Raw genomic sequence first — 26,449 nt, 5'->3', positions numbered from 1 at the left:
ATGAAATTATGAAATGGCAAGGAGGCCGTAGAAGCGGAAATATAGAAGACAGGCGCGGCATGAGTGGCGGGCAGAAGTTTGCGTTCGGCGGCATTGGTGCTGTTGTGATTGTGATCATTAGCTTGTTTATGGGCGGTGATCCCACACAGATTCTTGATCAATTGCAGCAACAATCCGAGGTTAGCACATCGAATGAGCCCTATGAATCTTCCGAAGCAGAGGACAAGTTAATTAATTTTGCAGATGTTGTGCTTGCCAGTACGGAGGACGTATGGGGGAATGTATTCCAAGAAGATTTGCGGCGCGACTATCCCAAACTTAGACTTGCGGTTTACAATGGGGCCGTCGAAACCGCAGGTTGTGGTGTTGGAAAGTCCAGCTTTGGCCCTTTTTATTGCCCTGCGGATCAACGAATCTATCTGGATCTTTCCTTCAACGAAGAGCTCCAACAGAAATACGGTGCCAAAGGAGAATTTGCACTGGCTTATGTGATTGCACATGAAGTGGGACATCATATTCAGCATGTGTTAGGGCTGCTCGACAAAACAAATGCTATGCGTGCTAAGCTAGACGAGCGCGCATACAATAAAATATCCGTCATGACGGAACTACAGGCAGACTTTTATGCAGGCGTTTGGGCCCATTATGCAGGTCAATATAGTGACGTAGATCTTAACTACGACGATATCTTAGCGGGCATGCAAGCCGCCGCGGCAGTCGGTGACGATCATTTGCAAGAACAGGCCTACGGTCGATCAAATCCAGAATCCTTCACACACGGCACGTCAGAACAACGGGCATATTGGTTTAAAAAAGGTTATGATACAGGTGATATCAATGCCGGAAATACATTTGTAGATCCTAGTCTCCAATAAGAGAAACTGGGGGTGTCAAAATATCTTCCTCCATATCGCTACGCAGCTCTTGAAGGCGCTGCAGCAACCTGTCAATCAAAAATCCTGATGCTGGGAACATCAGGATTTTTATCAAACTAATTATTAAATTATTATGAAATTACTAACTGCTATTAGAACGAAAAAGGAGCGGTTTTAGTATATGGTTACCAACGTCTTACTGTAACGCAGGTGGTTAAATATAAGCGATATCAATCTTTGACATTCGTGTTCCATAACATGTTTGCCATTTTTTTTCTTATCGGCTTGTCTATAAAACGCATTACTATATAGCCAAATGCTATCAATAGTAAAGAACCTAGGGCGATGACGTAACTAACGGTTCCTTGATGAAAAGAAGGGCTTTGTAAGTACGCTCCAAAAGCCCAAATAACACAATAGTGCGTCATGTACAAGGGGTAAGATAGATTTCCTAAAAAGCGGCATATCTTTTCTAAAGGATTGCTCAGCGATGCGCCCGCACCCAAAGCGATCAGAAAAGGGAAATACAGGATGACAACGATAGATTCGAAGAGCCAGTTAAGCGTATAAAAGGGCATGAAAAGTGCCGCTAGCAACAAGATCGTAAGTCCCACAAATCCTAAATTGTTTTTGATAATAAAACGATTTCGGTAAAGTAAAAGACCGGCACAGAACGAATAGCCTAGTCGAATTCCACCTACTTCCCAGTTATCCTTACTCCATCCTCCCGAAAGGTTTCCGTAGCTATGACTTAGGTAAACGAGATAGATTGCAAAAGATAAGGTGAGTATGAGAAGGATATTTTTCTTTATTTTGAAAAGGAACAGCGCATAGGCGAGGTTGCCGATATATTCCCAAAAAAGTGTCCATGCAGGTGCGTTTAGACTAAAGAGGTTGAAGGCACGTTCCGGCAATATCGGATAGGGGATCAATAAAATGGATGAGGCAAAGAGCGTCAGAAGCTGAAGAAAGCTGTAATCTTCCCCTTTGGAAAATGGTGTAACAAGTAATCCTATCAATCCTAATATGGAGCCTATGATCACCAAAGGGTGTAGGCGTATCAAACGCCCAATAAAGAATTTTTTTAATCCAATGTGCTTTATACGGTCATCGTAAGCATAGGCAATTACAAATCCAGATAGACAAAAAAAGAAGTCTACGGCTAGAAAGCCGTGTCCTACAAAGTTTTCCTTAAAATCGGTTATCAGCCACTCCATGAAGTGGAAGAGCACAATGACCATGGCGGCAATGCCACGCAAGCCATCCAGTACAAGGAAATGTTGCTTTTGTATTGTTGAAGTTTCTGCAGACAAGCTTATCTAAATTTTTAGTTCAATAAATCGAACACAAGATAAGACTTTACGCTAGGAGATGCTTACTCGAATGTAAGGTTTATGCGTTTAAAACCAAGGCCCTCTAACAATGGGCGAAAAACGTGCATAGCATTGTTCTTTGTCTGTAGCAATATGTCTGACTTGGCTACCTCTTTTTCTACCTGTCGTTCCGCGCTTTTAAAGGCTTCATCAACTAATGCAGCTTCCCGGAAGAAAGCCATCTTCGTATCGTAAACCCTTGAGCCCGCATGATCTATTTTTATGTAGCATATTTCTGGTCTAGGCAATTGCAGCGAAACTGAGTCGCCCTGAACCACAATGTTGTCTGGATTTAATTTGGTAAGATCGATGCAACCTACAGCATCTGCTTTTACAATAAGGAGCACGCTAGCATCGGGCAGGAAGGTGCTGATGGTTTTATGTTCTACCACATCGCTCAATTTGTATTTAACAAGTTCCAGCTTTCCCATCGCTTCAATGCGTTCTACCAAAATTTGATGACTGGTCTCTGTTGTCGGTTTGTTGCTATACTTCGCCAATAGCATCCAAACGATAATTCCAATCAAACCAACTACTAAAATAGTAAATACGAATTTTTTCATGATACTATATCTTCAAATTATATTCCAATACGATGATTATTCGGTAACTTTTTGTTGACCCTGCAAGCATCCATCCGCGTAGAGCTGCATGTGGTAAAGCTCATGCATAGCTGTCAATTAAAAGTCCCTGTCTTCCCTTTAAGAACAGCTTAATTGTGCTTTTGTTCCCAAAAAGTATGTAGTATTTTGTTGGAAAAACACCGCCTTTGTGCTATCGTTATCCATCGAGAATATGTATCTTCATTTGGATACTTACGAAAATGCAAGGCTATGGTTACTATTCTAGATACGATAATGCGAACTTATCCATTAGATACGGATACCATCCGGTTGTTTATGGATAGGCTGCAGCCGTTACGTCTAAAAAAGCGGGAAATCTTGATCGAACCAGGGAAAATCGATAAACAGGTTTATTTTGTCGAAGAGGGAATATTAAGATCTTACACCGTGATTGATGGCAAGGAGGTTACTTCTTGGTTTAGTGTGGAGGGAGATCTATCTTTTTCTACGGCTAGTTTTTATGGTGAATCCTTCGGGTATGAAACAGAGACGGTGCAAGCCTTAGAAAATTCCTTGGTTTACTATATGTCGATCGTAGAATTGGAACAGTTGTGCCTTCAACATATTGGGATTTCCAATTGGCTACGTTTGCTGCATCAGCGTGCGTTTGTAGAGACCGAAAAACGGTTAATATCAAGGTTATATATGTCTGCACGAGAACGTTACGATGATCTATACAAAAGAAATCCTGCGCTATTTCGACGCGTTAACTTAGGTTTTATAGCATCCTACCTTGGGGTTTCTCAGGTTACACTTTGCGCCTTGAGAAAGTAGATTTTTTTAAGTAGTTAAAGCGCTTTTATGTCCCTATGCGCTAAATTTATATCGTACAAATGCTACGGTAGTGAATTATAACAAATAAAATAACAAATGACAGAAAAAGAACGCATGCTGGCTGGTCAGACTTATGACTGTGGTGATCCGGCACTGCTAGCACGCTGGCACGAAGCTAAAAAACTGCAGAAGCAATATAACGATACGGCCAGCACCGATAAAGATAGGTTGCACGCAATACTTAGGGAGCTTATAGGTGGGCATGGTGCCAATGTTTGGATTAGTTCACCCTTCTTCGTAGACTATGGTGAAAACATCTTTTTAGGCAATAATGTAGAAATCAATATGAACTGTGTCTTCTTAGATTGTAATCGAATAGCAATTGGAGACAATTCGGGTATTGGCCCAGGCGTCCATATTTATACCGTAGATCATCCTGTACGAGCTTCCGAACGTGTGGTTTCAAGAAATGGATCCGATTTTCCATTTTGGAAATCGGTAGCGAAAGCGGTAAACATCGGAAAAAACGTGTGGATTGGCGGTGGTAGCATCATCCTGAGCGGCGTTAACATTGGCGACAACACAACCATCGGCGCTGGAAGTGTCGTCACCAAAGACATTCCTGCAAATTGCTTGGCTTTTGGCAATCCTTGTCAAGTCGTTAAACACTTATAGTGCTCTTAGTGTCTATCGTTGAGATTCAACGAATGTAGCTTTTCGCTGACTAATTTTAAAGCGGCATCTTTCAGCGAGGTGGTGTCCAATTGTCCATTAACTTTGTACGCTTCCAAATCCGTGTCACATAGTATGTTAATGTCTATAGTAAAGCTTACCACGGGCGTACTGTCTTCTTGACTAACCGCTGTATCGTTAATTTGTATGTTTTGTATCTGCATAGCAATGAATCTGTTTTTGATATAGAACAGACGCAAACACTATATCGTTCAAAGATATTCCCATTTGGAAAGAAAAAATTAGGAGAAAACCTTTTAGAAAAAAGTAGAAAGCCCACGAGGGGGCTTTCTACTTTTTCAAAATCATGCTACGGAAATCTATGGTAATGCTGGTTCTTGTTGGCTTAAACAATGAAAGCTACCTAAGCCCCAAATAATATCAATCGAATCGATGCCAACTACTTTGCGCGTAGGAAAGCATGACTGTATGATATCCAAAGCACGTTGGTCATTTGCGTCGTTGAAAATTGGCACAACAACCACCTCATTCGCTATGTAAAAATTCGCGTAAGATGCCGGCAAGCGCGTATCATCATAGATGACAGCGGCTGGCATAGGTAGTTCCACAATGTTCAATGGGCTTCCGTCAAGTAAACGCAACGATCGCAATGTCTCTAGATTTTCTTGTAAAATGCTGTAGTTTTCGTCTTCTTGGTTTTCCTCGACAACAGTAATTACGGTGTTTTCATTTACAAAGCGTGTAATATCGTCTATATGACCATCCGTATCATCACCTACAATACCATCTCCCAGCCACAGTACTTGCTCTTGCCCGTAGAACTCTTTGAGATATGTTTCTATTTGTTCTTTTGTCAAATGTGGGTTCCTGTTTTCGTTTAGTAAGCAAGCCGTGGTTGTCAGCACAGTGCCTTTTCCGTTGAACTCAACAGAGCCACCCTCCATAACGATATTTGGGTTAAATAACTTCAAACCAAACTCTTTTGCTATGCGTGTAGGCACAACATCATCCAAGTCGTATGGCGGATATTTATCTCCCCAAGCATTGTAACCCCAGTCCACAACAGCTTTTTCTTTTCGTTCTTGATGTAACAAAAAAGCGGGACCATGATCTCTGCACCAAGCGTCATTCGTCGGGTTAAAATAAAACTCAACATTTTCTAGCCTTGCTTCCGCTTCTTCCAAATAGGATAGGGCAGATGCCTTCATAGCTTCATCTAAGACGTTTATACGCACCTTTTGCCCTGCGGCAACAGCCGCTATAAATTTCGCATAGGGCGCATAGATGCTTTCAATTTTTCCGGGCCATGAGGCTTCCTTGTGTGGCCAACTGAGCCACACGGCTTCTTGTGGTGCCCATTCGGCAGGAAAGGAGAAGCCTAGTTTTTTTGGAGACTCTTCGAAATAGGCGCTATCGAAAGACTGTTTTTCTGACATAGTAAAAAAATAAAGACCATTTCAATAGGTGTAAAGCACCTTATTGAAATGGTCATAAGTTATCATTGCGATTAATCTTCGTCTATGAATCGTTTAGTGATGGGCGCATAGGTTTCTATACGGCGATCACGCAAGAAGGGCCAGTGTTTGCGGAAGTAATCTGCCTGATTCAGATCCAATTCAATAACCTCGGTTTCTTCTTGGTCATGGGAAGCAAGATATAGCAATTTACCTTGTCCATTGGCCACGAAGCTACCGCCCCAAAACTTCATCGCTCCATCTTGCTCAAATCCTACGCGGTTGACAGAAACAACCGGCACACCGTTGGCTACCGCATGTGAGCGTTGTATGGTTTGCCAAGCATTGTACTGATCTTTATTCGTTTCTTCATCTTGATCGGTCGCCCAACCAATTGCCGTAGGATAAAATAATATTTCAGCTCCCATTAATGCTGTAATGCGAGATGCCTCAGGATACCACTGATCCCAACAGATCAATACACCTATTTTGCCAAATTTGGTTTGGAATACCTTGTAACCAAGATCGCCAGGCGTGAAGTAAAATTTCTCGTAGAATGCGGGGTCATCTGGTATATGCATCTTACGGTACTTCCCTAAATAACTTCCGTCAGCATCTAAAATAGCGGTGGTGTTATGATACAGTCCTTCGGTACGTTTCTCAAAGAGCGACGCAATAATAACAACGCCCAACTCCTTGGCCACGGCCGACAAGGCGTCGGTTGATGGGCCGGGAATAGATTCTGCTAAGGCGAAGTTGTCGTAATCTTCTACGTCGCAAAAATATAAGGAAGTAAAGAGTTCTTGCAGACATACAATTTGTGCTCCTTTTTCGGCGGCTTCTCTAACCTTAAAAATCGCCTTGTCAAGATTTTCTTGTTTGTTTGCTGTACAGCTCATCTGCACCAAACCTACTTTAACGTTTCTCATGCCTTTATCCTCGTTTGTATAATGCTTAAAGTGCAAAGATACTATTATCCGCAGTAAAAACCGAAGTGCTAGGTAGCGTGAACGTAAAATTTCATATAGGAAGTAAGTATGCCAAAATGGTACTTAACAAAAAAATCCTGAAACGGGGAGTTTCAGGATTTTTCAAACTAACCAATTATAAACTAACCTATGAAGTATTTTTTTCTCGTGTTTATAGTAAAAACGCTGCCGCGGCATGGTTCGTATATTTCAAGGTCTTGTTTAACAAATTTTAACGAAACATCAAGCATTCAGCCATTTCTCCGTCACTAGTAGCTGCCCGAAGTGTCGTTGGCTATGTTCCGCCGCATGAAAAAGCAAACCAATAAGCGTCGTCGGAATTTGTTGACGACCGAGGTATCGTGTCTCGCCGAGTTGTTGTATATCCGTGCTACGGAGCTCCGCAAGAGCCCGTTCCATGCCTTCACGTAGCTCGCGCAAGAGATGATCTTTGTCAATACCACCTGTTTGTTTTCCTTCATTCTTTAAATAGGCGAATTGTGCTTCACTGAGTGCCGATCCGCGCGCATAGGTAAACATACGGTCAACAACGCCGACGATGTGCTGCACATGAAAAGCGATACTAGCAATCTCTCTGGGGCGTTCCCAAATCTGCTGCTCGCTTACGCTTTGCAGGACGGCTTGTATGTCTTCCTCAACCTGTAGTAACGCATGGGCAACAGGTTGTAGTAGCGACGGGATATTCGCGATCGGACCACGCATCCAAACTTCGGGCTTTGCTTGTTTTTCCATAATGAAAAAGGCTGTTAAGGCAAGCTGGTAGCATGCTACACGGTCTATAGCATGCCACCAGCTTAAAACTTGTCTATTTAGCGCCTGGAGGGCAATTTTCCTTCAAGAAGCGGGTATATATCAAGGCGAGGTGCTTTGATGTTCCCTGACCTTCACTAATAGAATGACTTCTATTTGGATAGGACATCATTTGAAACGGAATGTTATATTTTATCAGTTCATTGATATATACTTCGGCGTTTTGATAATGCACGTTGTCGTCACCTGTACCATGAACCAGTAAAAGGTTGCCTTTTACGTTTTTTGCGTAGCTAATAGCGGAACCTTTGAGGAAATCTTCTTCATTTTCTTGAGGAAGGCCCATGTATCGTTCTTGATAAATGTTGTCGTATAGTAATTGGTTGGTTACTGGGGCAATAGATATTCCGGTTTTGTAGATATCTGGGTATTGTCCCAGCAGGTTGAGCGTAGAGGCGCCACCTCCCGACCATCCCCAAACTGCTACACGGGTGGTATCAATAAAGCCCCATTTAAATACTTCTTTGGCGCCCATCGCTTGATCGCGGATATTCAGGATGCCGATATTCCGGTATATAGACTTCCGCCATTCGCTGCCTTTCGGCGCTGGTGCACCACGGTTTTCCAATGATACGTAAACATAGCCATCTGCCGCCATGTCGCCCATATAGAGCCGATTTTTACCTGTACCAAATGCATCCGTTACCGTCTGCGACGCTGGTTCACCATATACGTAGAATACAACTGGATACTTCTTTGTTGGATCAAAGTTCTTTGGCTTCACCACCCAGCCGTCAAGGGTTACACCATCTGCCGTTGTTACTTGAAAGAATTCTGTCTTGGCATCTTGTGCAGAGGCTTTGGCGACCTGCTGTGCCGGTACCAACTCTTTGTGTTCTGGAAGCGATACCACCGCATTCGCGGCGCGGTATCCGGTGTTGCTGCTATTAAAGAGCGCTATTTTTCCGTTGGGAGAGATTGTATAGTTGTTGGTGCCCTGCACGCCGCTCGGAGTAACGCGACTCGCTTTTCCTCCCTTTAAACTGATTTTATAGAGATACTTTTGTGTCGCATTATCTGGCGAAGCAGAAAAATAGATGGTCTGTGTCTTAGCATCAAACATCTCTATTTGTATGATATCGAATGGCTCTTTGGTCACGAGCTTTTCCTTGCCTTGCAGGTCGATGGTGTAAATTTGGCGCCAGCCACCTTTTTCGGAAACCCAGATAAATTCCTTTCCGCCGTTGAGCCAATCCCAACCGGCAGGATCGCCATCATTCCAGCGCGACTTAATATCGATCCATGCTTTATCTTGCTCGGTATGGATGACGTTACTTTGTCCAGTAGAGGCATTGCTAACGACGATTTTACTTTCATTCTGCTTCCTGTTCAGCGTTTGGAAGATCAATCCTTTACCGTCAGTTAGCCACTCCATACGTGGAATATAGCCGTCTGTAGCAGATAGTAAATCATTAACTTTGATGTCATTGTCCTTCTTTATATCATGTATCCATATACTTGTTGGGGAAGGGGGAAGACCTACTTTAGGATATTCTACCGGTATAGTGAAGGCATAAAGACTATCGGTATTATTGATCATGAGAAAGTTTCTTGTTTGCCGTGCATCCTGCTTCCAGAAAGCTATTTTTGTGCCATCTGGCGACCAACGAAATCCATCTTGCGTTCCGAATTCCTCTTCATAGGCCCAGTCAAAGGTTCCATTGATGATGCGATCCGTTCCATCGGTCGTTATTTGCTTGATTTCCTTTGTTTTGATATCTTCTACATAGATGTTGTGTTTAGAAACATAGGCTACCTGCGTTCCGTCAGGAGAAAACTTTGCAAACATGAACGAAGCTGCAGGAAGTCCTTTTCCAAGTTGAACTAAGGTCTTAAGCTGTTTATCAAACAACCAATAATCGCCCCGTGTATTTTCGCGCCATACCCGCTGTGTATTAGCGAAAAGAAGTAGGCTATTGCCGGTAGGCGATACTTGAAAGCTTTGCACGTCCAATGCAGTATTGGCACCAATTGGAATAAGCTCTTTAGATGTCAGGAAATTTACGTTTTTCTCCGGTTGTATGGGATTGATAATTCCAATGCCATCTTTGGAAAAGGAGTAGAATCCTGTTCCATCGGCTGTCCATTGCAATTGCGCTACCGCCATGTTTGCGCTTGCCGCCAAAATAAGGGCAAGTGCGATCTTTTTTACCAAGGTTTGTTTAGGAAACATAATCTAATCTTAATTTTTCAATATCATCTGCTGCTTTTACGAGTTCAGGTCCTAGCAAACGGTAGCCGCTCGTCGAAATCAAGAAGTTGTCTTCGATACGTATGCCGCCGAAATCACGGTATTCGTTTACCTTATCGTAGTTGATAAAGGATGCGTGTTTGCCTTCGGCTTGCCATCTATCGATCAGCTCCGGGATGATATATACACCGGGCTCTACCGTGACGACAAAACCTTCTTCCAGTTGCTTACCCAAGCGTAAGGATTTTAGACCAAATGTTTGCGTATCCTTTGGCTGCTCCGATGTGTAACCCACATATTGCTCGCCAAGGTCTTCCATATCGTGCACATCGAGTCCCATCATATGGCCTAGGCCACATTGGAAAAACAAGGTGTGAGCATGCTGGCGCACGGCCTCATCAGGATCTCCTTTCATCAGTCCGATATCGATAAGCCCAGCTACCAAGGTGCGGCAAGCGCTAATGTGCACGTCCTTAAAAGCAATTCCGGGGCGCAATAGTTCGCGTGCATCGGTAAAGGATTGCAGAACGATATCGTAGATCTCGCGCTGTTTGCTACTGAATGTTCTTCCCACTGGGAATGTGCGGGTTAAATCGCCGGCATAGCCCATGGCTGTTTCGGCGCCGGAATCATTGAGTAGCATGTCACCGTCTTTCAAGGTGTTCAGCTGATACGAGTTATGCAAAATTTCGCCATGTATGGTCACGATGGGTGGGTAGGCCAGAGGCGCACCTTGATCGGCCGCCAAATGACGTATGGCATTAGCGACCTCGATCTCCTTCATGCCTGGTTTAGTCATCTTCATCGCTAGTAGATGCATATCAACGGATATACGCAACGCCTCTTCGATCTGCTCAATTTCTTGATCTTCTTTGATAGAACGTTGTGCAACGACGGCTTTAATCAAGGCTTCAGATGCTTGTATCTGTGGAATGCTTATTCCCAACAGGTCGCTTAACAGAATTTTGTTGAACGACTGGTAGGGCGGGAGATATTGAATGGATCGGCCGGAAAGGGATGCCTTGCTTATGTATTCTTTCAATTCGGAAAAAGGACGGCAGTCGGCAACGGCCGATTTATCGCATTTCTCGCGGAGTGTTTCTTGACGACCCATCCATACAATCTGGTCGATGGTCAACTCGTCGCCAAAAATAATGGTACGTTGCTCGTCCACATCGACAATAGCAGCTAGATTAGCCGCTTGAATACCGAAATAGTACAGAAATGTACTGTCCTGTCTAAAAGCGTAGGTGTTGTGTTTAAAGTTTATCGGGTTTTCAATATTTCCGAGGAACAGTAACAACCCACTGCCCATCGTTTGTTGTAATATAGTGCGACGGTGCTGGTAAGTTTGAGGTGAAAACATGTTTCTTTTGTTTATTCGTGTTGCAATTTATTCTTTTCTCTGCTATTATCGGCGGTAAATGTGCTAAAAAGCAAAACAATATTATTCTCGTATTTTGCCTACTTGTAATCGTATTTTATAAAATCGGATGTTTCCAAGTTCGCTTTCCGATAAATCATTAATTTTATACCTTAGCCTTCATAGGGATAGCGCAACATATGAAGAAAATGACCGTGATGTTTATCAAATACATCGACTAATTTTTAACTTTGTTCTATAGAGAAAGGGAATAGCATGTATATAATTTTTGATACGGAAACAACCGGTTTGCCCAAACGTTGGGACGCGCCTATAACGGATACGGACAATTGGCCGCGTTGTATTCAGATTGCTTGGCAATTGCATGATGAAATGGGGCGTTTGGTTGAACACCAAGATTACCTTATTCGGCCTGATGGCTTTAACATTCCCTACGACTCGGAAAAGATTCATGGTATTTCTACTGAGCTGGCCGAGAAAGACGGCGTACCCTTACTTGATGTATTGCACAAATTCAACGAGGCACTAGCGAAAGCTAAGTTTGTCGTCGGACAAAATATCGGATTCGACCTCAACATTATGGGCAGTGAGTTTTATCGCTATGGCGTAGAGTCTCCCATGTCAGCAATGTCTGTGTTGGATACCTGTACAGAAGTGACGGCAGAGCTCTTGCAGTTGCCCGGTGGTCGTGGTGGCCGTTATAAATTGCCCAATCTGACGGAACTGCATGGACATTTATTTGGTGTGCCGTTTGCAGAAGCCCACAATGCTACCGCCGATGTGGAAGCGACGACGCGTTGTTTCTTTGAGCTGGTCAGACGGGAAATTTTTACGGCGGAAGAGCTGCAGGTAGATACCGGTTATTTTGTCGAATTTAAGCAGCACAATCCCGATCTCATTGAATCGGTAGGACTGCGCCATATCAACCTAAAGGCTGCTTCAGATGCTATCCGCAAGGAACAGAAGAGCGATACGCCTAAGGTCGTTATCGATGAAACTGTTCAAAAAGCACTGGCTGATGCTGAGTTTGCTCATTTACATAACCACTCACAATTCTCTGTTTTACAATCTACTATAGGTGTAGCAAATTTAGTGGATGCGGCGATTAAAGCAAATATGCCTGCCGTTGCGTTGACCGATCATGGTAATATGATGGGAGCCTTCCATTTTGTGAGTAAAGCCGTTGGTTACAACAAAGAGGTTGCTGCAAAGAATGCGGAAGCTATTGAACGTGGGGAAGAGCCTACGGCACGTACCATAAAGCCGATTGTGGGCTGTGAGTTTTACGTTTGTGAAAATTATAAGGATAAATCAAGAAAGGATAACGGCTACCAAATTGTGTTCTTGGCCAAGAATAAGGCAGGTTATCATAATTTAGCAAAGATGGCCTCCGCGGCTTACACAGAGGGGTTTTACTATGTGCCGCGTATTGATAAATCTGTTATCGAACGCTATAAGGAAAACCTGATTGTGCTTTCTGGCAACTTGCATGGAGAGGTGCCGAGTAAGGTCTTAAATATTGGTGAAACACAAGCAGAAGAAGCCTTGCTGTGGTGGAAAGAGCAGTTTGGGGATGACTTTTACATGGAGTTGATGCGTCACGGTCAGGAGGATGAGAACCGGGTAAACGATACACTCGTGGAGCTGGCTCATAAGCATGATGTGAAGTTGTTGGCGACCAATAATACCTATTACTTGAATAAGGCCGACGCGCATGCGCACGATATTTTGCTCTGCGTGAAGGATGGCGAAAAGCTATCCACACCAAAAGGTCGAGGTCGTGGTTTCCGTTTTGGCCTCCCCAATCAAGAATACTATTTCAAATCGGCCGATGAGATGAAGAAGGCCTTTTCAGATTTGCCGGAGGCCATTATCAATATTCAGGACCTTTTAGATAAAATTGAGGTCTATTCGCTTAATCGAGATGTTTTACTTCCGAAGTTTGATATTCCCGAGCAATTTCAACATGCGGAAGACGAGGTTGATGGCGGGAAGCGTGGCGAGAATGCCTATTTACGTCACCTGACCTATAAAGGTGCCGAAAGTCGCTATGCAGAAATTGACGAAGTTGTCACGGAGCGTCTAGATTTTGAGCTGGCTACGATCGAAAGAACAGGATATCCGGGTTATTTCCTAATCGTGCAGGATTTCATTGCCGAAGCACGAAACATGGGGGTTTCTGTTGGTCCTGGGCGTGGTTCGGCGGCAGGTTCTGCAGTAGCCTATTGCTTAGGAATTACCAATTTAGACCCTATACAGTACGATCTTCTATTCGAACGTTTCCTAAATCCTGACCGGGTGTCCATGCCCGATATCGACGTCGATTTCGACGATGAGGGTCGCGGTAGGGTTATGCAATATGTAATCGACAAATATGGTGCTTCGCAGGTAGCACAGATCATTACTTACGGTACGATGGCTGCAAAGTCTTCCATCAAGGATACGGCGCGTGTGTTGGATTTGCCTCTGCAGGATGCCAATGAGATCGCTAAGCTTATCCCAAATTTGAAGCTCAGCAAGATTTTTGCGATGGACGACAAAGGACTGAAGGAAGTTCTTCGTTCAGAGGAGATTGAGGCGGTAAATAGGTTAAAGAATCTGGCTGATGGTGCCGGTTTGGAAGCGGAAACCATCAAGCAGGCACGTGTGCTCGAAGGTTCTATGCGTAATACAGGGGTGCATGCCTGTGGGGTGATCATTACGCCGGATGACATCACGAATTTCGTTCCGGTTTCGCTGGCAAAAGACTCCGATTTATTTGTTACACAATTTGATAACTCCGTGGTGGAGAGTGCCGGTCTACTGAAGATGGACTTTCTTGGGCTTAAAACGCTCACACTGATTAAAGACACCGTAACGAATGTCAAATTGCGCCATGGGGTGGAGTTGGATCCCGACAAGTTTCCCATTGATGATGTCTTGACATACGAACTCTTCCAACGCGGCGAAACGATTGGCGTCTTCCAATATGAGTCGCCCGGCATGCAGAAGTACATGAAGGAGCTGAAGCCTACTGTTTTTGCTGATTTAATTGCGATGAATGCCCTTTATCGGCCAGGACCGATGGAGTATATCCCGTCGTTCGTTAAACGTAAACATGGGATAGAACCGATAACCTACGATTTGGATGCCTGCGAAGAATATTTGCAGGAAACCTATGGCATTACGGTATACCAAGAGCAGGTGATGTTGCTCTCGCAGAAATTGGCGGGCTTCTCGAAAGGTGATGCCGACGTTTTGCGGAAAGCCATGGGTAAGAAGCAAAAGGCTGTATTGGATAAGATGAAGCCTAAATTTGTCAACCAAGCAGCGGAGAAAGGGCATGCTCCAAAGGTATTGGAGAAAATATGGACCGACTGGGAAGCTTTTGCATCCTACGCTTTTAATAAGTCTCACTCAACATGCTACGCTTGGATAGCTTACCAAACAGCTTATTTAAAAGCGCATTATCCGGCAGAATATATGGCGGCCGTGCTTTCCAATAATATGAATGATATCAAACAGGTGACGTTCTTTATGGAAGAATGTCGACGTATGGGCTTGGCGGTTTTAGGACCAGATGTCAATGAGTCGTATTACAAATTTACGGTGAATGAAAAGGGGGCTATTCGTTTTGGTATGGGTGCGGTGAAAGGTGTTGGCGCCGGCGCGGTAGACACCGTGGTGCAAACTCGTGAAAAGGGTGGTAAGTATAAGTCGGTGTTCGATCTTGCCAAACGTATCGATCTTCGTGCTGCCAATAAGAAGGCCTTTGAAAGCCTTGCTTATGCTGGTGGTTTTGATAGCTTTACCAATACGCACCGGGCGCAGTACTTTAGTTCGGAGGGTGATAACTCGACCGGATTGGAGAAAGCAATCAAATATGGTAACCGCGTCAAGGATAATGAAAGTTCGGCGCAAGCCAGCTTGTTTGGTGGTTCAGCGGCTACGGAACTGCCCGAGCCTGTTTTGGCACCTTGTGCGGCCTGGGGGCTTATTGAAAAGCTGAAATACGAGAAGGATGTTATTGGTATTTATTTAACGAGCCATCCACTCGATAACTACAAGTTTGAAATAAAACATTTTTGTTCAAACAAGGTAAGTGATTTGCAATTAATAAATAAGGTTAAGGCTAGTGAAGTAGAGGATGAGGTGTTGATCGACTTTAATCGCATTAAAAATAAGGAAGTGATACTCGGTGGAATCATCGCGGTTGCCAATCACCGTGTGGCAAAATCTGGGAAGCCGTTTGGATCCTTTATTATTGAAGATTACAGTGATTCCTACGAAATCATGGTTTTCGGTGAAGATTATGTGAAGTTCAAAGGTTACCTGCAAGAAGGTTTTTTCGTGCAAATTAGAGGTTTGGTACAAGAGCGCTTTAAACAGATTGGTAACTGGGGCTTTGAGCTCAAGCATATTCAATTGTTATCGGATATTCGCGAGAAAATGGCTAAATCATTTACCATACAATTGCCTCTGCATCTGCTAGATGAGAAACTGGTACAGCTTGTCCAAGGTTTGGTGGAATCGACGAAGACAGAAGGTGCAGAATCTACTTGCCAGCTGAAGTTTAAAATTCTAGATGTGCAAGATGAGCTAGCTATAGAGATGCCAGCGAAATCGATCAAGATCAACTTGACGAATGAATTTTTAGATGGAATCGAGAAATTGGAAGGCGTAAATTATAAATTAAATTGATAGCCTATAGAAATTTTATGAAGGCCGGATGACCTTTATCTTTTGGCAAAAACGCTATATTTGTATGAGGAGTTTAATTAGATAAACAAATAAATATTATGGCATTAGAAATAACAGATAGCAATTTTGAAGAATTAGTTCTTAAATCTGATAAACCGGTTTTAATCGACTTTTGGGCAGAGTGGTGTGGTCCTTGCCGCATGGTTGGTCCCGTAGTTGATGAAATCGCTTCAGAATATGATGGACAAGCGGTGATTGGTAAAGTAAATGTAGATCATAATCCGGAAATCTCTGTGAAATATGGTATTCGTAATATCCCAGCTTTGTTGTTCTTCAAAAACGGAGAGATTGTAGACAAGCAAATTGGTGCTGTGCCGAAATCTGTTTTAGTCGAGAAATTGACGAAACAACTTTAGTCTATAAAAAAGGTTAGTCAAGCGACTAACCTTTTTTATTGTTTACTGAGATGCTATAAAGAAAGTTTAGCCACGTTGCCATGGCTACCTGTCAGATAAATTACGCGACGACTTTTGCCTACAGCAATGCTGTTAAAGCTTTCCTTAGAAATGTTGCGCCACTGTAAGCCGCCGTCTTCCGAAATATCCGTCCCAGAAGTTCCGGTTGCTAGTAAAACCGTACGGCTGATAAATTTAACGGCCGATTTAAATCCGCTTGTTTGAGAGGATGAACTAACCCAATTTTGCCCGCCGTCCGATGTCAACATGATGGTGTTCGTTGAAATGCTGTCCTGCAGGTAGTCACCGCCAACAACAATACCCTCTTTATCGCTCCAAAAGTCTATAGAAAAAATCCCCTGACTAGGCGAACCTTGTAAGATAGGGCAGGGATATTTATCCATGGTTAGCGCCTTTTCATTTCGTTTAAATATATTTGCCGTAGCCCCGCCTGTACCGAGCCACACGTTATTATTGAGATACTGTATAGAGGTTCCGCTGGCTGCGAAGGCAGCTTCTGCAGAGTCGGCGATTAAAAACATAAAGTTAGATACATCTTTCCACGTTTTACCCTTATCTTTTGATTGTAGCAGCTGAAAGGTGCCATCGATAGGATCACCCACTGCGAATCCCTCCTTGCCCTTAAAGTCCATGCCATCAAAGAATATTGCTGGGCGATTATCCTGATACATCTCCTTCCAACTATCGCCGCCGTCGGTCGTGCGTAAAATAACCGCAGGGCTACCTGCAGCGAGGATCACGGCCTCCTTCTTGGAAAATACTTCGATGTCGCGAAAATCATAGCTTTCATAACCTTTAGGACTAATCCACGACCAACTTTTACCACCATCCAAAGATTTACCAACTGTTCCTTTCGAACCGCTTACCCATACGCAATCGTCATTCCACACGGCAATTCCCCTAAAGCTTACCTGTTCTTTTTGGGTCAATGGTTTTATTTCTTGCGCATGCAAAATACATGCAGCGAAACAGGTCGATAGCAAACCAAGGATGATTTTTTTCATAATTCTAGAAGATGTTGCTTTTCTATGTTTTTCGTTTTTATATTTTTTATTATTCCTCGGTTTTTTCGAGCTTTATCTTACCTTCGACGCCGGGTGACCCGGAATAGATCTGACCTTGAGGCACGCCTCGTAGGCCAGCAAAGGACATGGAAATCTGTGAATAAATCTGACTAAGGTCTGTGTTAGGGTTTAATCTGCGACCTCCAGCCGAGACATCGATATGGAGATAGTTGGCGGCTTTCTTATCTTCGGATTGAGGGGTAAGACCTTTACCATTGTAATGAAAATCTACTTTACCGCCGTCGCCATTGTCAAACGTGCGCGTACCGTTGTTGGCGTCGCGGCCACTAGCGATGACATAGAGGGAACCTAGCTTTTGAAAATTGACAGTTATGTCAAAATTGGAAGCGTTATTTTGAGCACCTATACCGCTAATAAAGGCTCTGTTACCAATCTCTGCATAATTCACGACAAGCTTGACGTCTTTCTTGCCGTAAAATTGCAAGGAGGACCGGTCTTTCATAATCAGTGTATCAATATAAATCACGGCGGATGAATCTCGACTATTGAATGTTTTCTTGTCTTTCTTTTTCAAGACGAGTTTACCGATATGCTGTTCTTCAACCTGACCAAATGCAGTGCATGTAAACATGACTAAAAGGAAGGGGAGTAATTTTTGTAACTTCATGGCTTTTACTGTTATTGTCCTAATAGCTTAGAGTGAAGATGCAGTTGAAAGTTTAATTTACGATTTGCCAGTATAGTGCACAATTAATTTTGCAGCTTTCTCCGAGGCGCCCGGGCTGCCTAGTTTTTCGTTCAGCATATCGTAGTTTTCTAAGACACTTTCTCGGTGCGCTTTGTTGTTGATAAGCTCATCCAGCTCATCCGCAATACTGCGCGTGTTGCAGTCGTCTTGTATCAACTCGCGTACAGAGAGGAAGTCATTAATCAGGTTCACCAAAGAGATAAAACGTACTTTAATAACTAAGCGTGCAATCCAAACGGTCAGTTTGTTGGCACGATAGACAACCACTTGCGGAACGCGCAGAATACCGGTCTCGAGTGTAGCCGTGCCGCTGGTAACCACGGCAGCATCTGCATTTTTCAGTAAATCATAGGTTTGGTTGAAGACTACTTTAATTGGTAAATCTCCAATAAATTGCTTGTAATAATCCTCATCAAAGTTCGGTGCACCCGCAATCACAAATTGGTGAGCAGGAAAAAGGTAATAAAGATCAACCATTTCAGGCATCAACATGTCTATTTCCATTTTTCTACTGCCCGGCAGTAACGCAATAATCGGGCGGTCATTCAACGCATTAGTTGCCACGAAATTAGCGTTGAATGTGTAAGCATCAATCGCGTCAAGCAGTGGGTTGCCAATATAATCTACTTTATACTGGTATTTTTTGTAAAAATCGACCTCAAAGGGGAGTATACAGAACATGTGATCCACCACCTTTTTAATTTTGTGCACACGCCCTTGGTTCCAAGCCCATATTTTAGGAGAGATATAATAACAAACCCTAATACCTAGCTTCTTTGCAAAAGCCGCTATCTTCAAATTAAATCCGGGAAAATCGATCAATATAAGGGTGTCTGGACGATGTTGTTTAAGATCATTTTTGACGATACTTAAATTTTTTTTGATTGTACTTAGATTTTTGATGACCTCAACGAAACCCATGAAAGCCATATCGGCACAATGTATAAGTGGAGTCTCTCCAGAGGCGTCCTTCATCAAATCTCCTCCAACAATACGAAAGCTGGCATGGTTATCTTCTCTCTTTAAAGCCTTGATAAGATTTGCGCCGTGTAAGTCGCCCGATGTTTCGCCCGCTATAAGGTAGTAGTTCATACAGTAAATTCAAGTTGTTAAATATACGCTATTATCATATAAATGATGTGGAAAAGGCGAAACTCCATAAAATGGGGTGATTTTTTTCAATCAGCATTCCGTAAAAAAAGAAAAGAGCGTAAACGCTCTTTGTATATTAGCAATGATCTAATAGGAATTAGACTGGGACGAGAATTAGATGCCCAGTTCCACCTGCACCATTCCTCCCCACAAATTTTTTCGGAAGTTATTATTTAGATCACCATTTATAAAGGTGTAATTTCCATTTACTTGTACCTTTAATCGATGTGCTTTGATGTATTTTGTAAGGCCTAGTTCAATAACTTCGGTTTGCTCTTCAAATGCTCTTATTTGTTGATGTGGATTGACGTAGGTGTATCGCGCTGCTACTTCGTATCCCTTGTTGATCAAGTAGGATGTCTGTTGGTTTATACCCCAGCCTTTGTAAGCATAGGTCTCTTCTTGTTCTGGGCCATCGAGCTGATTTAAGCGGTCGTCGACAATATTAAAAGGGTTATCGACATCTCGACGTAGATATTCGACTTGGTAGGCAAAACCTTGGTATTTAAATATAGCATCTGCAAAAGTCGTTTTTAAGGTAAAGGGATTTTGTACGTATCGCCCCAATTGACCTCCTTCACGGATAGTGCGGTCATTATAGCTATACCCACCACCGATAGACAGTTTTGGCGTCTTCTCGCGCTCGATATCGCCCTCAGAGTAGTCGCCATCATTCGTGAAGTCGCCTAAAGGCAAGAATTCAATACGTCCAGTATACGCTAATCCATCATCCGTTCCACTTGCTACACGACCCTCGCCGGTAGAAATAGCGGCCTTCGCATTAATGGGCATGGCGCCCAGCTTTTTACTGAGGTTAAATGAAAGTCCAAAATCTCGATCTAGGGTAAAATGTCCATTTACCAAAGAACGGTCAGCGAACTGCAATTGTCCAGAGGAATTTACACGCTGCCTGTTTCCCGGAAGTTTGTTTTGACCGAAGGATAGGTAAAAGTCGTCCGAGAAATTATAGAAAACAACGGCGTCACGCACGATGTTCGCTACGCCGGTATCATCAAAATCTTGATCCGATCGGGTGAAGGCCAACTGAATAGAGTAGGACACCTTTGGCGTGTAAATATAACCGTCTATACGCATCCGCAAACGACGTATGCGCGCATCAAAAGCGCCATTGTCTTCTCGGTCTAATTTGTTGCTAAATCCTGCTCGGTTCTGCATGCGAAACCGGAAATTGGTATAGAAAAGCGAATCTTTACTCATATATTGAATGCCTTTGAAATTCAATATCGTTGCGCGGTCATCACGTTCCTGCGCCTCTGCGACGTCGGTTAAACATAGGGCACCAAGCCCCGCTAGAAAGTATTTCAGCTTGCCTTTCATGTTCAGTATATGCTGGATAAAGATAGTGGCACTTCGTACGAGTGTTTTGCGCAGCAAAGATAGTATTATTCATCAAAAGATATATCGCCTGCTAAAATTTATACGATTTGATTTCTATCCGCTATTGCTATGATTGTCCATCGTTTTTAGTTAATTTTAGGGTATGGAAGAGTTGCAGGGCGATCGCGAAATGCGAACTATTGATTTGGCGAAAGCAAACAAGCTAGGTTGCTTTATTTATGTACCTGTCTTTCTAGTTTATTGGCTACCATTTTACTTTTTATGGCAGCGTGGTCTGGGCACAAACGAACTGCTTAACAGCTTGAAGATTGCTATAAATCCTGGTCTGTTCATTGCCCTTTTAATAGGGATTTTGTTGGTTGGTATCCTACTGCACGAGTTGATCCATGGCTTGTGTTGGGCTATTTTCGCTAAGGGTGGTTGGCGATCGATCAAGTTTGGTGTCTTATGGAAATATGCAACACCCTATTGCCATTGCAGGGTGCCGCTGACTATACCACAGTATACCTTTGGCGCATTAATGCCCTTTGTTGTATTGGGTTTTTTGCCCGCGATAGTGGCCTGCTGCACAGGCAGTGTTCCAGTTCTGATCTTTGCTGTGTTCTTTACAGCTGCGGCTATTGGTGATTTTATGATAGTGAATATGATCCGCAAAGAGCCGCGACAAGCGATGATTTTGGATCATCCGTCGGAGGCTGGATATTATGTTTATCTGCATCAAGAAGAGAAGGGTGAAGATGAGTGATGTTAAGCGAAAGATCATACATGTTGATATGGATGCATTTTATGCTTCCGTTGAGCAGCGCGACTTTCCTGAGCTGCGTGGCAAAGCTTTGGCGGTTGGTGGTTCGCCCGATGGGCGTGGTGTGGTGGCTACGGCGAGCTATGAGGCCCGGAAATTTGGCGTTCGATCAGCGATGTCTTCGCGCGTGGCTTTGCAGCTTTGTCCGCACTTGATCTTCACGCGGCCTAGGTTTGACGTGTATAAAGATGTCTCTACAAAAATAAGGGCTATTTTTAACCGATACACCGATCTGATTGAGCCTTTGTCCCTGGATGAAGCCTATTTGGACGTCACACAGGATAAGCAGGGTATTGGTTCTGCAATTGAGATCGCGAAGGCAATTAAATTAGCTATTCAGGAAGAGTTGGGATTGACAGCATCTGCGGGCGTGTCGACAAATAAATTTATCGCTAAAATTGCGTCTGACTTCAATAAGCCGGATGGCTTAACCTTTATTGGGCCATCAAAGATTACTTCTTTTTTGGAACAGCTTCCTATCGAGAAATTCTTCGGGGTGGGCAAAGTTACGGCACAGAAGATGAAAGGATATGGTATTCATATAGGTCTTGATCTTAAGCAGCTTAGCGAGCATGAGTTGATGCGAAAGTTTGGTAAGTCTGGAAAGTTTTTCTATCATATGGTTCGCGGCGACGACAATCGCCCGGTAAAGCCCAATCGCATATCGAAATCCATCGGTATTGAAGATACTTTTGCGACGGATATTTTAGAGCGCTCGGAAATGATTACGGAATTTCGGCTGCTGTGCGAGAAGTTAGAAAAGAGACTTTCCGGCAAATCTAAAGAGGGGCGTACCGTAACCATTAAAATTAAGTTCTCCGATTTTACACAAATCACGCGTAGCAAAACCTCGACTTACTACATCAGTTCAAGCGATGATATGTTGGCCTTGGTATTGGAACTATTTGCCAAGGCGGATACCGAAGAGAAAAGGGTGCGTTTATTGGGGGTCAGTTTATCCAATTTTTATGACGCCGACCTTGAAAAGCTAAGCAATCCGCAATTGCGCCTGTTTTAAGGGCATAAAAAAAGGAGCTTAAAGCTCCTTTCTTAGTCTCGCAACGGGAATGTTCATCGCCTCGCGGTATTTGGCTACCGTTCGTCGGGCAATGGTATAGCCCTTGTCTTTCAGTATTTCCGTCAATTTTTCATCAGCCAAAGGCTTGCGTTTATCTTCATTACTGATACATTCTTCCAGTATTTTCTTGACTTCTTTGTTGGATACCTCTTCTCCCGAATCGGTTTGAATAGCTTCCGAGAAGAATGACTTGAGCAGGAAGGTGCCGAACTCTGTTTGCACATATTTGGAATTGGCAACCCGCGATACGGTAGAAATATCCATTTCAATACGGTCTGCTATATCCTTCAATATCATCGGTCTAAGTAGTCTTTCGTCACCGGTTAGAAAATACTCATATTGGTATTCCATAATGGCATTCATAGTCTTTAGCAAGGTTTGTTGGCGTTGCTTGATCGCGTCGATAAACCATTTCGCCGAATCCAGTTTCTGTTTCACAAACTGCACGGCTTCCTTCATCTTCTTGTCGTTTTTTTCTGCCTTTTCGTAGTGCTCGAACATTTCTTGATACGAACGCGAAACACGTAGCTCAGGTGCATTCCTTCCATTTAATGTAAGGTGCAGCACACCGTCATTGTTGCTGATATGGAAATCCGGGATAATATGCAGCTGTTTGCCTGCGGCGGATCCGGAATCGCCGGGTTTAGGATTCAGCTTAAGAATCTCATTGATAATGTCTTTTAGCTCACTGGAGTCTACACCCAACTGCTTTTCAATCTTGTCGTAATGTTTTTTCGTAAATTCTTCTAAGAAGTTCTGAACGACCTTGATGGCTTGTGCGATTATAGGATTGTTGACATCTTTCTTGCGCAATTGAATGAGTAGACATTCTTGTAGATCGCGTGCTCCAATACCTGCTGGTTCGAAATCTTGGATGATTTTCAAGATAGATTCCACCTCCGTTTCGCTCACATTCACGTTTTGTGAGAAGGCCAAATCGTCGATCAACGATAATGTCGGACGACGTAGATAACCATCATCGTCCAAGCTTCCTATGATCTGCTGTCCAACAAGGTAGTCATGGTTGGATAAGGCCAATAAGTCAAGCTGGTTCTGTAATGTTTCGAAAAAAGAGTCCTGTATAGCAATCGGAATCTCTTTGCGATCATCGTCATCGTCGCCGCTGTAGCTGCCCGAATAGTCACTGTAATCGTCTTCCTGTATATATTCGTCTACGCTAAATTCTTCTTCGTATTCGGTACTTTCACTTTCGTAGTTATCGTCAGGATCACGGTCGGGATATTCTTCGACAGGATCATTCATGTTGGTTAGGCTGCCGTCTTCCAACGCGGGGTTTTCCTCCAATTCCTCTTTGATGCGGGCATCTAGGGATACGGTAGGCACCTGAAGCAATTTGATAAATTGTATTTGTTGAGGCGAAAGCTTTTGTAGTAACTTTTGCTGTAGTGTTTGTTTTAACATTGCTGCACAAATTTTCGAACGTAAAAATACGTAAATTATTTATATGAGGGAATAAAAAAGCATATGTTGAAATTTTTAGGTACAATTTTTGTTAAGTATGTAAAAATCTCGCGACCAATTGGCCATGCCATGAAATGTTAAAATTAGTTAATTTCAAAACAGCATCTTCGTTTTTTTTTGGCGTATGCCTGTTTTTCGAAAAACAATTTTCATCTTTACCGTATGTTTAGAAGGGTTAAAAACAAAATTCTGCGCTATCTTTTAATTGCGATTTACAGCCTTATTATTATTGTATGTGCGGTGCAGCTTAACTTCCTGTGGCTCTTTGGTTATTCGCCAACGCAGCGCGATATTTTCATGCCCACCTTGAACGTTTCGTCCGAATTGTACACCGCAGATTCGGTGTTGATTGGTCGCTACTTTGAAGAAGATCGTGATCCGGTTAGTTATGATAGTATTTCGGAGAATGTACTCAACGCGCTGATCGCAACAGAAGATGTTCGATTCTATAAGCATCACGGTATTGATTTTATTGGACTTTTTTCCAGTGCAGTTTCTACCTTGAAGGGCGACCCAAGAGGTGCTAGCACCATTACCCAACAATTAGCTAAAAACCTGTACAGAACGCGCTACAACCAAGCGCAAGGTTTATTGGGTAAAATCCCAGGAATCCGAATGGGTGTCACCAAATTTAAGGAATGGATGACGGCCTATAAGCTGGAAAGTAAGTATCAAAAGAAAGAGATCGTGACGATGTATCTCAATACGGTTTCTTTCAGTAATAACGCCTACGGTATAAAATCGGCAGCGGTACGTTATTTTAACAAACACCCGAAAGACCTCAAGGCTACTGAAGCCGCGGTTTTGGTTGGTATGCTGAAGGGTACGACCTTGTACAATCCCATACGAAATCCTAAAACTTCGCTTGTGCGGCGAAATGTGGTGCTCGGCCAGATGCAAAAGGAGGGTTATATTTCCAAGGGACAATTGGAGTCTTTTTCAAAAGAACCATTGCAGCTAAACCTGAACAATCAAGAGGCGCGAAGCAATAACGATTCTTACCTGCGATCGGCAGTTGAAAAATGGTTGGAGAAGTGGAGCGAAGAACATGATATCGATATTCATACCGCTGGACTTAAAATATACACAACCATTGACTCACGGATGCAAAAGATTGCTGAAGATGTGGTTGCCTCGCAAATGAAAGAGTTGCAGCGCCGGTTGGACAATACTTGGGGCGACGAATTGCCTTGGCGCGATAAGAGTGGTAATATACTGCCTAATTTCTTGGAGGATAGGGTGCGCAAGCTGCCTATATATGCGTCACTCATGGAAAAATATAAAAATGAGGAAGCGGTTTTTGCGAAGTTAGGGGAGCCTAAAAAGATGCGCATCTTCACTTGGGATGGCGAAGAGGAAGTGGAAATGTCTACGATGGATTCCTTGAAGCATTATATCACCATGCTTAATACCGGCTTAATGGCTATGGATCCTTACAACGGTAAGATTAAAGTGTGGGTGGGTGGTATTAATCACCGCTACTATAAATTTGATCATGTTAACCAAGCAAAGCGTCAGGCAGGATCTACATTTAAACCTTTTGTTTACCTCACGGCTTTAGAAAGTGGTATGGCTCCTTGTGATACTTATGAGGATAAACCTGTGCGTTTGGATTTCGTAAATAAAAAAGGTGAAAAAGAGGTTTGGGAGCCTAAAAATGCAGATTGGAGTTTTTCACATCGTAATATGTCGCTTCGTTGGGCTATGGCTCGTTCTTTAAATACCATCACGGCACAGATTACGCGCGATGTAGGTTGGGATAAGATTGTAGAAACTGCGCATCGTTGTGGTATAAATAGTCATTTGGAGTCGGTGCCTTCCGTAGGTTTGGGTTCTAATGATGTTTCGGTTTTTGAAATGGTGAATGCTTATGCAACCTTTATGAACGAAGGCAAACGTCTAGAACCTCTATTGGTCTCGGCGATCTATGATAATGATGGTAAGTTGTTGACTTCATTCGAGACGAAGCAAAAGCAGGTGGTCGATCCGCAGGATGCCTGGTTGATGACCTACATGTTGCGTGGAACAATTGAGGAACCAGGTGGTACATCGCAAGCATTATGGGAATGGGATTTGTTCCAGAAAAATAACCAAATTGGAGGCAAAACTGGTACTTCTTCGGATTATGTCGATGGCTGGTATATGGGATTGACCAAAGATTTGGTTGCTGGTGTGTGGGTAGGCTGCGACGAGCAGAGCGTGCATTTCAAAAATTCGCATACAGGAGAGGGCTCGAAAACGGCTTTGCCGATCTATGCTCTTTTTATGGAGGAGCTATATAGGCACCCTGAGTTGGGGGTGACCTTTGGCGAGTATCCAGCAGCTAAAGTAGAGATTACAAAAAAATATAATTGTCCAAGTCCGCGTATCGTGATTTCCGCGCCTTCAGATAGCACCGCGATCGATGAGGAACTTGAGCCAATTTTTGAAGGAGAGGGCGTAGAGCAGACCGAAACAACAGATACTGAATTTTAGATACAT

21 protein-coding genes are annotated in these 26,449 nt (G+C 43.2%); 8 read left to right on the top strand and 13 right to left on the bottom strand.

Annotated features, from left to right (window positions below):
- Window positions 1–8: 8 nt before the first annotated feature.
- Window positions 9–875: a KPN_02809 family neutral zinc metallopeptidase gene (gene ypfJ / locus SCB77_RS00535; protein WP_320184479.1), complete on the top strand. Its 867-nt coding sequence runs from the start codon at window positions 9–11 to the stop codon at window positions 873–875.
- A 230-nt stretch (window positions 876–1,105) separates the two neighbouring features.
- Here the strand turns inward: ypfJ and SCB77_RS00530 are convergent, their stop codons facing one another.
- Both SCB77_RS00530 and SCB77_RS00525 read right to left on the bottom strand, forming a co-directional pair.
- On the bottom strand, window positions 1,106–2,188 hold the full coding sequence (locus SCB77_RS00530) for an acyltransferase family protein (protein ID WP_320184478.1): 1,083 nt from the start codon (window positions 2,186–2,188) through the stop codon (window positions 1,106–1,108).
- A gap of 62 nt (window positions 2,189–2,250) precedes the next feature.
- The gene (locus SCB77_RS00525; RefSeq protein WP_320184477.1) at window positions 2,251–2,811 is read right to left on the bottom strand and encodes a DUF4230 domain-containing protein; all 561 of its coding nucleotides are present in this window, start codon (window positions 2,809–2,811) and stop codon (window positions 2,251–2,253) included.
- 270 nt (window positions 2,812–3,081) lie between these two features.
- On the opposite strand from SCB77_RS00525, the gene SCB77_RS00520 reads away from it, so the two are divergent.
- Window positions 3,082–3,645, top strand: a complete 564-nt coding sequence (locus SCB77_RS00520) for a Crp/Fnr family transcriptional regulator (protein WP_320184476.1) — start codon at window positions 3,082–3,084, stop codon at window positions 3,643–3,645.
- 96 nt (window positions 3,646–3,741) lie between these two features.
- Window positions 3,742–4,320, top strand: coding sequence for a sugar O-acetyltransferase (locus SCB77_RS00515; RefSeq protein ID WP_320184475.1), 579 nt, complete (start codon window positions 3,742–3,744; stop codon window positions 4,318–4,320).
- Between the two features lie 5 nt (window positions 4,321–4,325).
- Here the strand turns inward: SCB77_RS00515 and SCB77_RS00510 are convergent, their stop codons facing one another.
- The 6 genes from SCB77_RS00510 to SCB77_RS00485 form a co-directional block, all read right to left on the bottom strand.
- A complete protein-coding gene (locus tag SCB77_RS00510) occupies window positions 4,326–4,541 on the bottom strand; it encodes a hypothetical protein (protein ID WP_320184474.1) in 216 nt (71 codons plus the stop codon).
- Between the two features lie 156 nt (window positions 4,542–4,697).
- Entirely contained in the window at window positions 4,698–5,774 is a 1,077-nt protein-coding gene (locus SCB77_RS00505) for an agmatine deiminase family protein (RefSeq protein ID WP_320184473.1), read from the bottom strand.
- Window positions 5,775–5,845: 71 nt separating this feature from the next.
- Window positions 5,846–6,721, bottom strand: coding sequence for a carbon-nitrogen hydrolase (locus tag SCB77_RS00500; RefSeq protein WP_320184472.1), 876 nt, complete (start codon window positions 6,719–6,721; stop codon window positions 5,846–5,848).
- Window positions 6,722–7,003: 282 nt separating this feature from the next.
- Window positions 7,004–7,513, bottom strand: a complete 510-nt coding sequence (locus SCB77_RS00495) for a DinB family protein (protein WP_320184471.1) — start codon at window positions 7,511–7,513, stop codon at window positions 7,004–7,006.
- 73 nt (window positions 7,514–7,586) lie between these two features.
- Window positions 7,587–9,764 carry a S9 family peptidase gene (locus SCB77_RS00490; RefSeq protein ID WP_320184470.1) on the bottom strand — a complete coding sequence of 726 codons (2,178 nt, stop codon included), beginning with the start codon at window positions 9,762–9,764 and terminating at the stop codon, window positions 7,587–7,589.
- Window positions 9,754–11,148 carry an aminopeptidase P family protein gene (locus SCB77_RS00485; RefSeq protein WP_320184469.1) on the bottom strand — a complete coding sequence of 465 codons (1,395 nt, stop codon included), beginning with the start codon at window positions 11,146–11,148 and terminating at the stop codon, window positions 9,754–9,756. Before SCB77_RS00485 ends, SCB77_RS00490 begins: the two co-directional genes overlap by 11 nt.
- Before the next feature lie 273 nt (window positions 11,149–11,421).
- Here SCB77_RS00485 and dnaE point away from each other — a divergent pair, with 273 nt between their 5' ends.
- Together dnaE and trxA are read left to right on the top strand one after the other, a co-directional pair.
- Complete coding sequence (gene dnaE / locus SCB77_RS00480; RefSeq protein WP_320184468.1) at window positions 11,422–15,846, top strand: DNA polymerase III subunit alpha; 4,425 nt, start codon at window positions 11,422–11,424, stop codon at window positions 15,844–15,846.
- A 98-nt stretch (window positions 15,847–15,944) separates the two neighbouring features.
- Window positions 15,945–16,262, top strand: a complete 318-nt coding sequence (gene trxA, locus SCB77_RS00475) for a thioredoxin (protein ID WP_320184467.1) — start codon at window positions 15,945–15,947, stop codon at window positions 16,260–16,262.
- Window positions 16,263–16,315: 53 nt separating this feature from the next.
- On the opposite strand, the gene SCB77_RS00470 is transcribed toward trxA, so the two are convergent.
- The 4 genes from SCB77_RS00470 to SCB77_RS00455 all read right to left on the bottom strand — a co-directional run bounded on the left by SCB77_RS00470 (window position 16,316) and on the right by SCB77_RS00455 (window position 20,585).
- Window positions 16,316–17,326 carry a WD40/YVTN/BNR-like repeat-containing protein gene (locus SCB77_RS00470; protein ID WP_320184466.1) on the bottom strand — a complete coding sequence of 337 codons (1,011 nt, stop codon included), beginning with the start codon at window positions 17,324–17,326 and terminating at the stop codon, window positions 16,316–16,318.
- 49 nt (window positions 17,327–17,375) lie between these two features.
- Complete coding sequence (locus SCB77_RS00465) at window positions 17,376–18,014, bottom strand: hypothetical protein (RefSeq protein ID WP_320184465.1); 639 nt, start codon at window positions 18,012–18,014, stop codon at window positions 17,376–17,378.
- Window positions 18,015–18,071: 57 nt separating this feature from the next.
- The gene (lpxB, locus tag SCB77_RS00460) at window positions 18,072–19,187 is read right to left on the bottom strand and encodes a lipid-A-disaccharide synthase (protein WP_320184464.1); all 1,116 of its coding nucleotides are present in this window, start codon (window positions 19,185–19,187) and stop codon (window positions 18,072–18,074) included.
- Between the two features lie 174 nt (window positions 19,188–19,361).
- Window positions 19,362–20,585: a porin gene (locus tag SCB77_RS00455; protein ID WP_320184463.1), complete on the bottom strand. Its 1,224-nt coding sequence runs from the start codon at window positions 20,583–20,585 to the stop codon at window positions 19,362–19,364.
- A 163-nt stretch (window positions 20,586–20,748) separates the two neighbouring features.
- Between SCB77_RS00455 and SCB77_RS00450 the strand changes: the two genes are divergently transcribed.
- A complete protein-coding gene (locus tag SCB77_RS00450) occupies window positions 20,749–21,351 on the top strand; it encodes a DUF3267 domain-containing protein (RefSeq protein ID WP_320184462.1) in 603 nt (200 codons plus the stop codon).
- Complete coding sequence (gene dinB / locus SCB77_RS00445; protein WP_320184461.1) at window positions 21,344–22,426, top strand: DNA polymerase IV; 1,083 nt, start codon at window positions 21,344–21,346, stop codon at window positions 22,424–22,426. The genes SCB77_RS00450 and dinB overlap by 8 nt, the downstream gene beginning before the upstream one ends.
- A gap of 18 nt (window positions 22,427–22,444) precedes the next feature.
- Here dinB and rpoN read toward each other — a convergent pair whose 3' ends face one another.
- Window positions 22,445–23,908 (bottom strand): RNA polymerase factor sigma-54, encoded by a 1,464-nt coding sequence (rpoN, locus tag SCB77_RS00440; protein WP_320184460.1) that lies wholly within the window; start codon window positions 23,906–23,908, stop codon window positions 22,445–22,447.
- Window positions 23,909–24,130: 222 nt separating this feature from the next.
- On the opposite strand from rpoN, the gene SCB77_RS00435 reads away from it, so the two are divergent.
- Complete coding sequence (locus SCB77_RS00435) at window positions 24,131–26,443, top strand: transglycosylase domain-containing protein (RefSeq protein ID WP_320184459.1); 2,313 nt, start codon at window positions 24,131–24,133, stop codon at window positions 26,441–26,443.
- The last annotated feature ends 6 nt before the right edge of the window (window positions 26,444–26,449 follow it).

It is taken from the genome of Sphingobacterium bambusae (assembly GCF_033955345.1).
Lineage (GTDB): Bacteria > Bacteroidota > Bacteroidia > Sphingobacteriales > Sphingobacteriaceae > Sphingobacterium > Sphingobacterium bambusae.
Note: the sequence above shows the minus strand (reverse complement) of the source record. Positions and strands in the feature narration are given on the sequence as shown.

What these genes read in the sequence shown, in the direction of transcription:
- ypfJ (WP_320184479.1), top strand. Translation starts at nt 9, where the DNA reads ATGAAATGGCAAGGAGGCCGTAGAAGCGGAAATATAGAAGACAGGCGC.
- rpoN (WP_320184460.1), bottom strand. Translation starts at nt 23,908, where the DNA reads ATGTTAAAACAAACACTACAGCAAAAGTTACTACAAAAGCTTTCGCCT.
- SCB77_RS00505 (WP_320184473.1), bottom strand. Translation starts at nt 5,774, where the DNA reads ATGTCAGAAAAACAGTCTTTCGATAGCGCCTATTTCGAAGAGTCTCCA.
- SCB77_RS00510 (WP_320184474.1), bottom strand. Translation starts at nt 4,541, where the DNA reads ATGCAGATACAAAACATACAAATTAACGATACAGCGGTTAGTCAAGAA.
- SCB77_RS00485 (WP_320184469.1), bottom strand. Translation starts at nt 11,148, where the DNA reads ATGTTTTCACCTCAAACTTACCAGCACCGTCGCACTATATTACAACAA.
- SCB77_RS00455 (WP_320184463.1), bottom strand. Translation starts at nt 20,585, where the DNA reads ATGAAAGGCAAGCTGAAATACTTTCTAGCGGGGCTTGGTGCCCTATGT.
- SCB77_RS00435 (WP_320184459.1), top strand. Translation starts at nt 24,131, where the DNA reads ATGTTTAGAAGGGTTAAAAACAAAATTCTGCGCTATCTTTTAATTGCG.
- SCB77_RS00515 (WP_320184475.1), top strand. Translation starts at nt 3,742, where the DNA reads ATGACAGAAAAAGAACGCATGCTGGCTGGTCAGACTTATGACTGTGGT.
- SCB77_RS00495 (WP_320184471.1), bottom strand. Translation starts at nt 7,513, where the DNA reads ATGGAAAAACAAGCAAAGCCCGAAGTTTGGATGCGTGGTCCGATCGCG.
- trxA (WP_320184467.1), top strand. Translation starts at nt 15,945, where the DNA reads ATGGCATTAGAAATAACAGATAGCAATTTTGAAGAATTAGTTCTTAAA.
- lpxB (WP_320184464.1), bottom strand. Translation starts at nt 19,187, where the DNA reads ATGAACTACTACCTTATAGCGGGCGAAACATCGGGCGACTTACACGGC.
- dnaE (WP_320184468.1), top strand. Translation starts at nt 11,422, where the DNA reads ATGTATATAATTTTTGATACGGAAACAACCGGTTTGCCCAAACGTTGG.
- SCB77_RS00465 (WP_320184465.1), bottom strand. Translation starts at nt 18,014, where the DNA reads ATGAAGTTACAAAAATTACTCCCCTTCCTTTTAGTCATGTTTACATGC.
- SCB77_RS00500 (WP_320184472.1), bottom strand. Translation starts at nt 6,721, where the DNA reads ATGAGAAACGTTAAAGTAGGTTTGGTGCAGATGAGCTGTACAGCAAAC.
- dinB (WP_320184461.1), top strand. Translation starts at nt 21,344, where the DNA reads ATGAGTGATGTTAAGCGAAAGATCATACATGTTGATATGGATGCATTT.
- SCB77_RS00520 (WP_320184476.1), top strand. Translation starts at nt 3,082, where the DNA reads ATGGTTACTATTCTAGATACGATAATGCGAACTTATCCATTAGATACG.
- SCB77_RS00470 (WP_320184466.1), bottom strand. Translation starts at nt 17,326, where the DNA reads ATGAAAAAAATCATCCTTGGTTTGCTATCGACCTGTTTCGCTGCATGT.
- SCB77_RS00490 (WP_320184470.1), bottom strand. Translation starts at nt 9,764, where the DNA reads ATGTTTCCTAAACAAACCTTGGTAAAAAAGATCGCACTTGCCCTTATT.
- SCB77_RS00525 (WP_320184477.1), bottom strand. Translation starts at nt 2,811, where the DNA reads ATGAAAAAATTCGTATTTACTATTTTAGTAGTTGGTTTGATTGGAATT.
- SCB77_RS00450 (WP_320184462.1), top strand. Translation starts at nt 20,749, where the DNA reads ATGGAAGAGTTGCAGGGCGATCGCGAAATGCGAACTATTGATTTGGCG.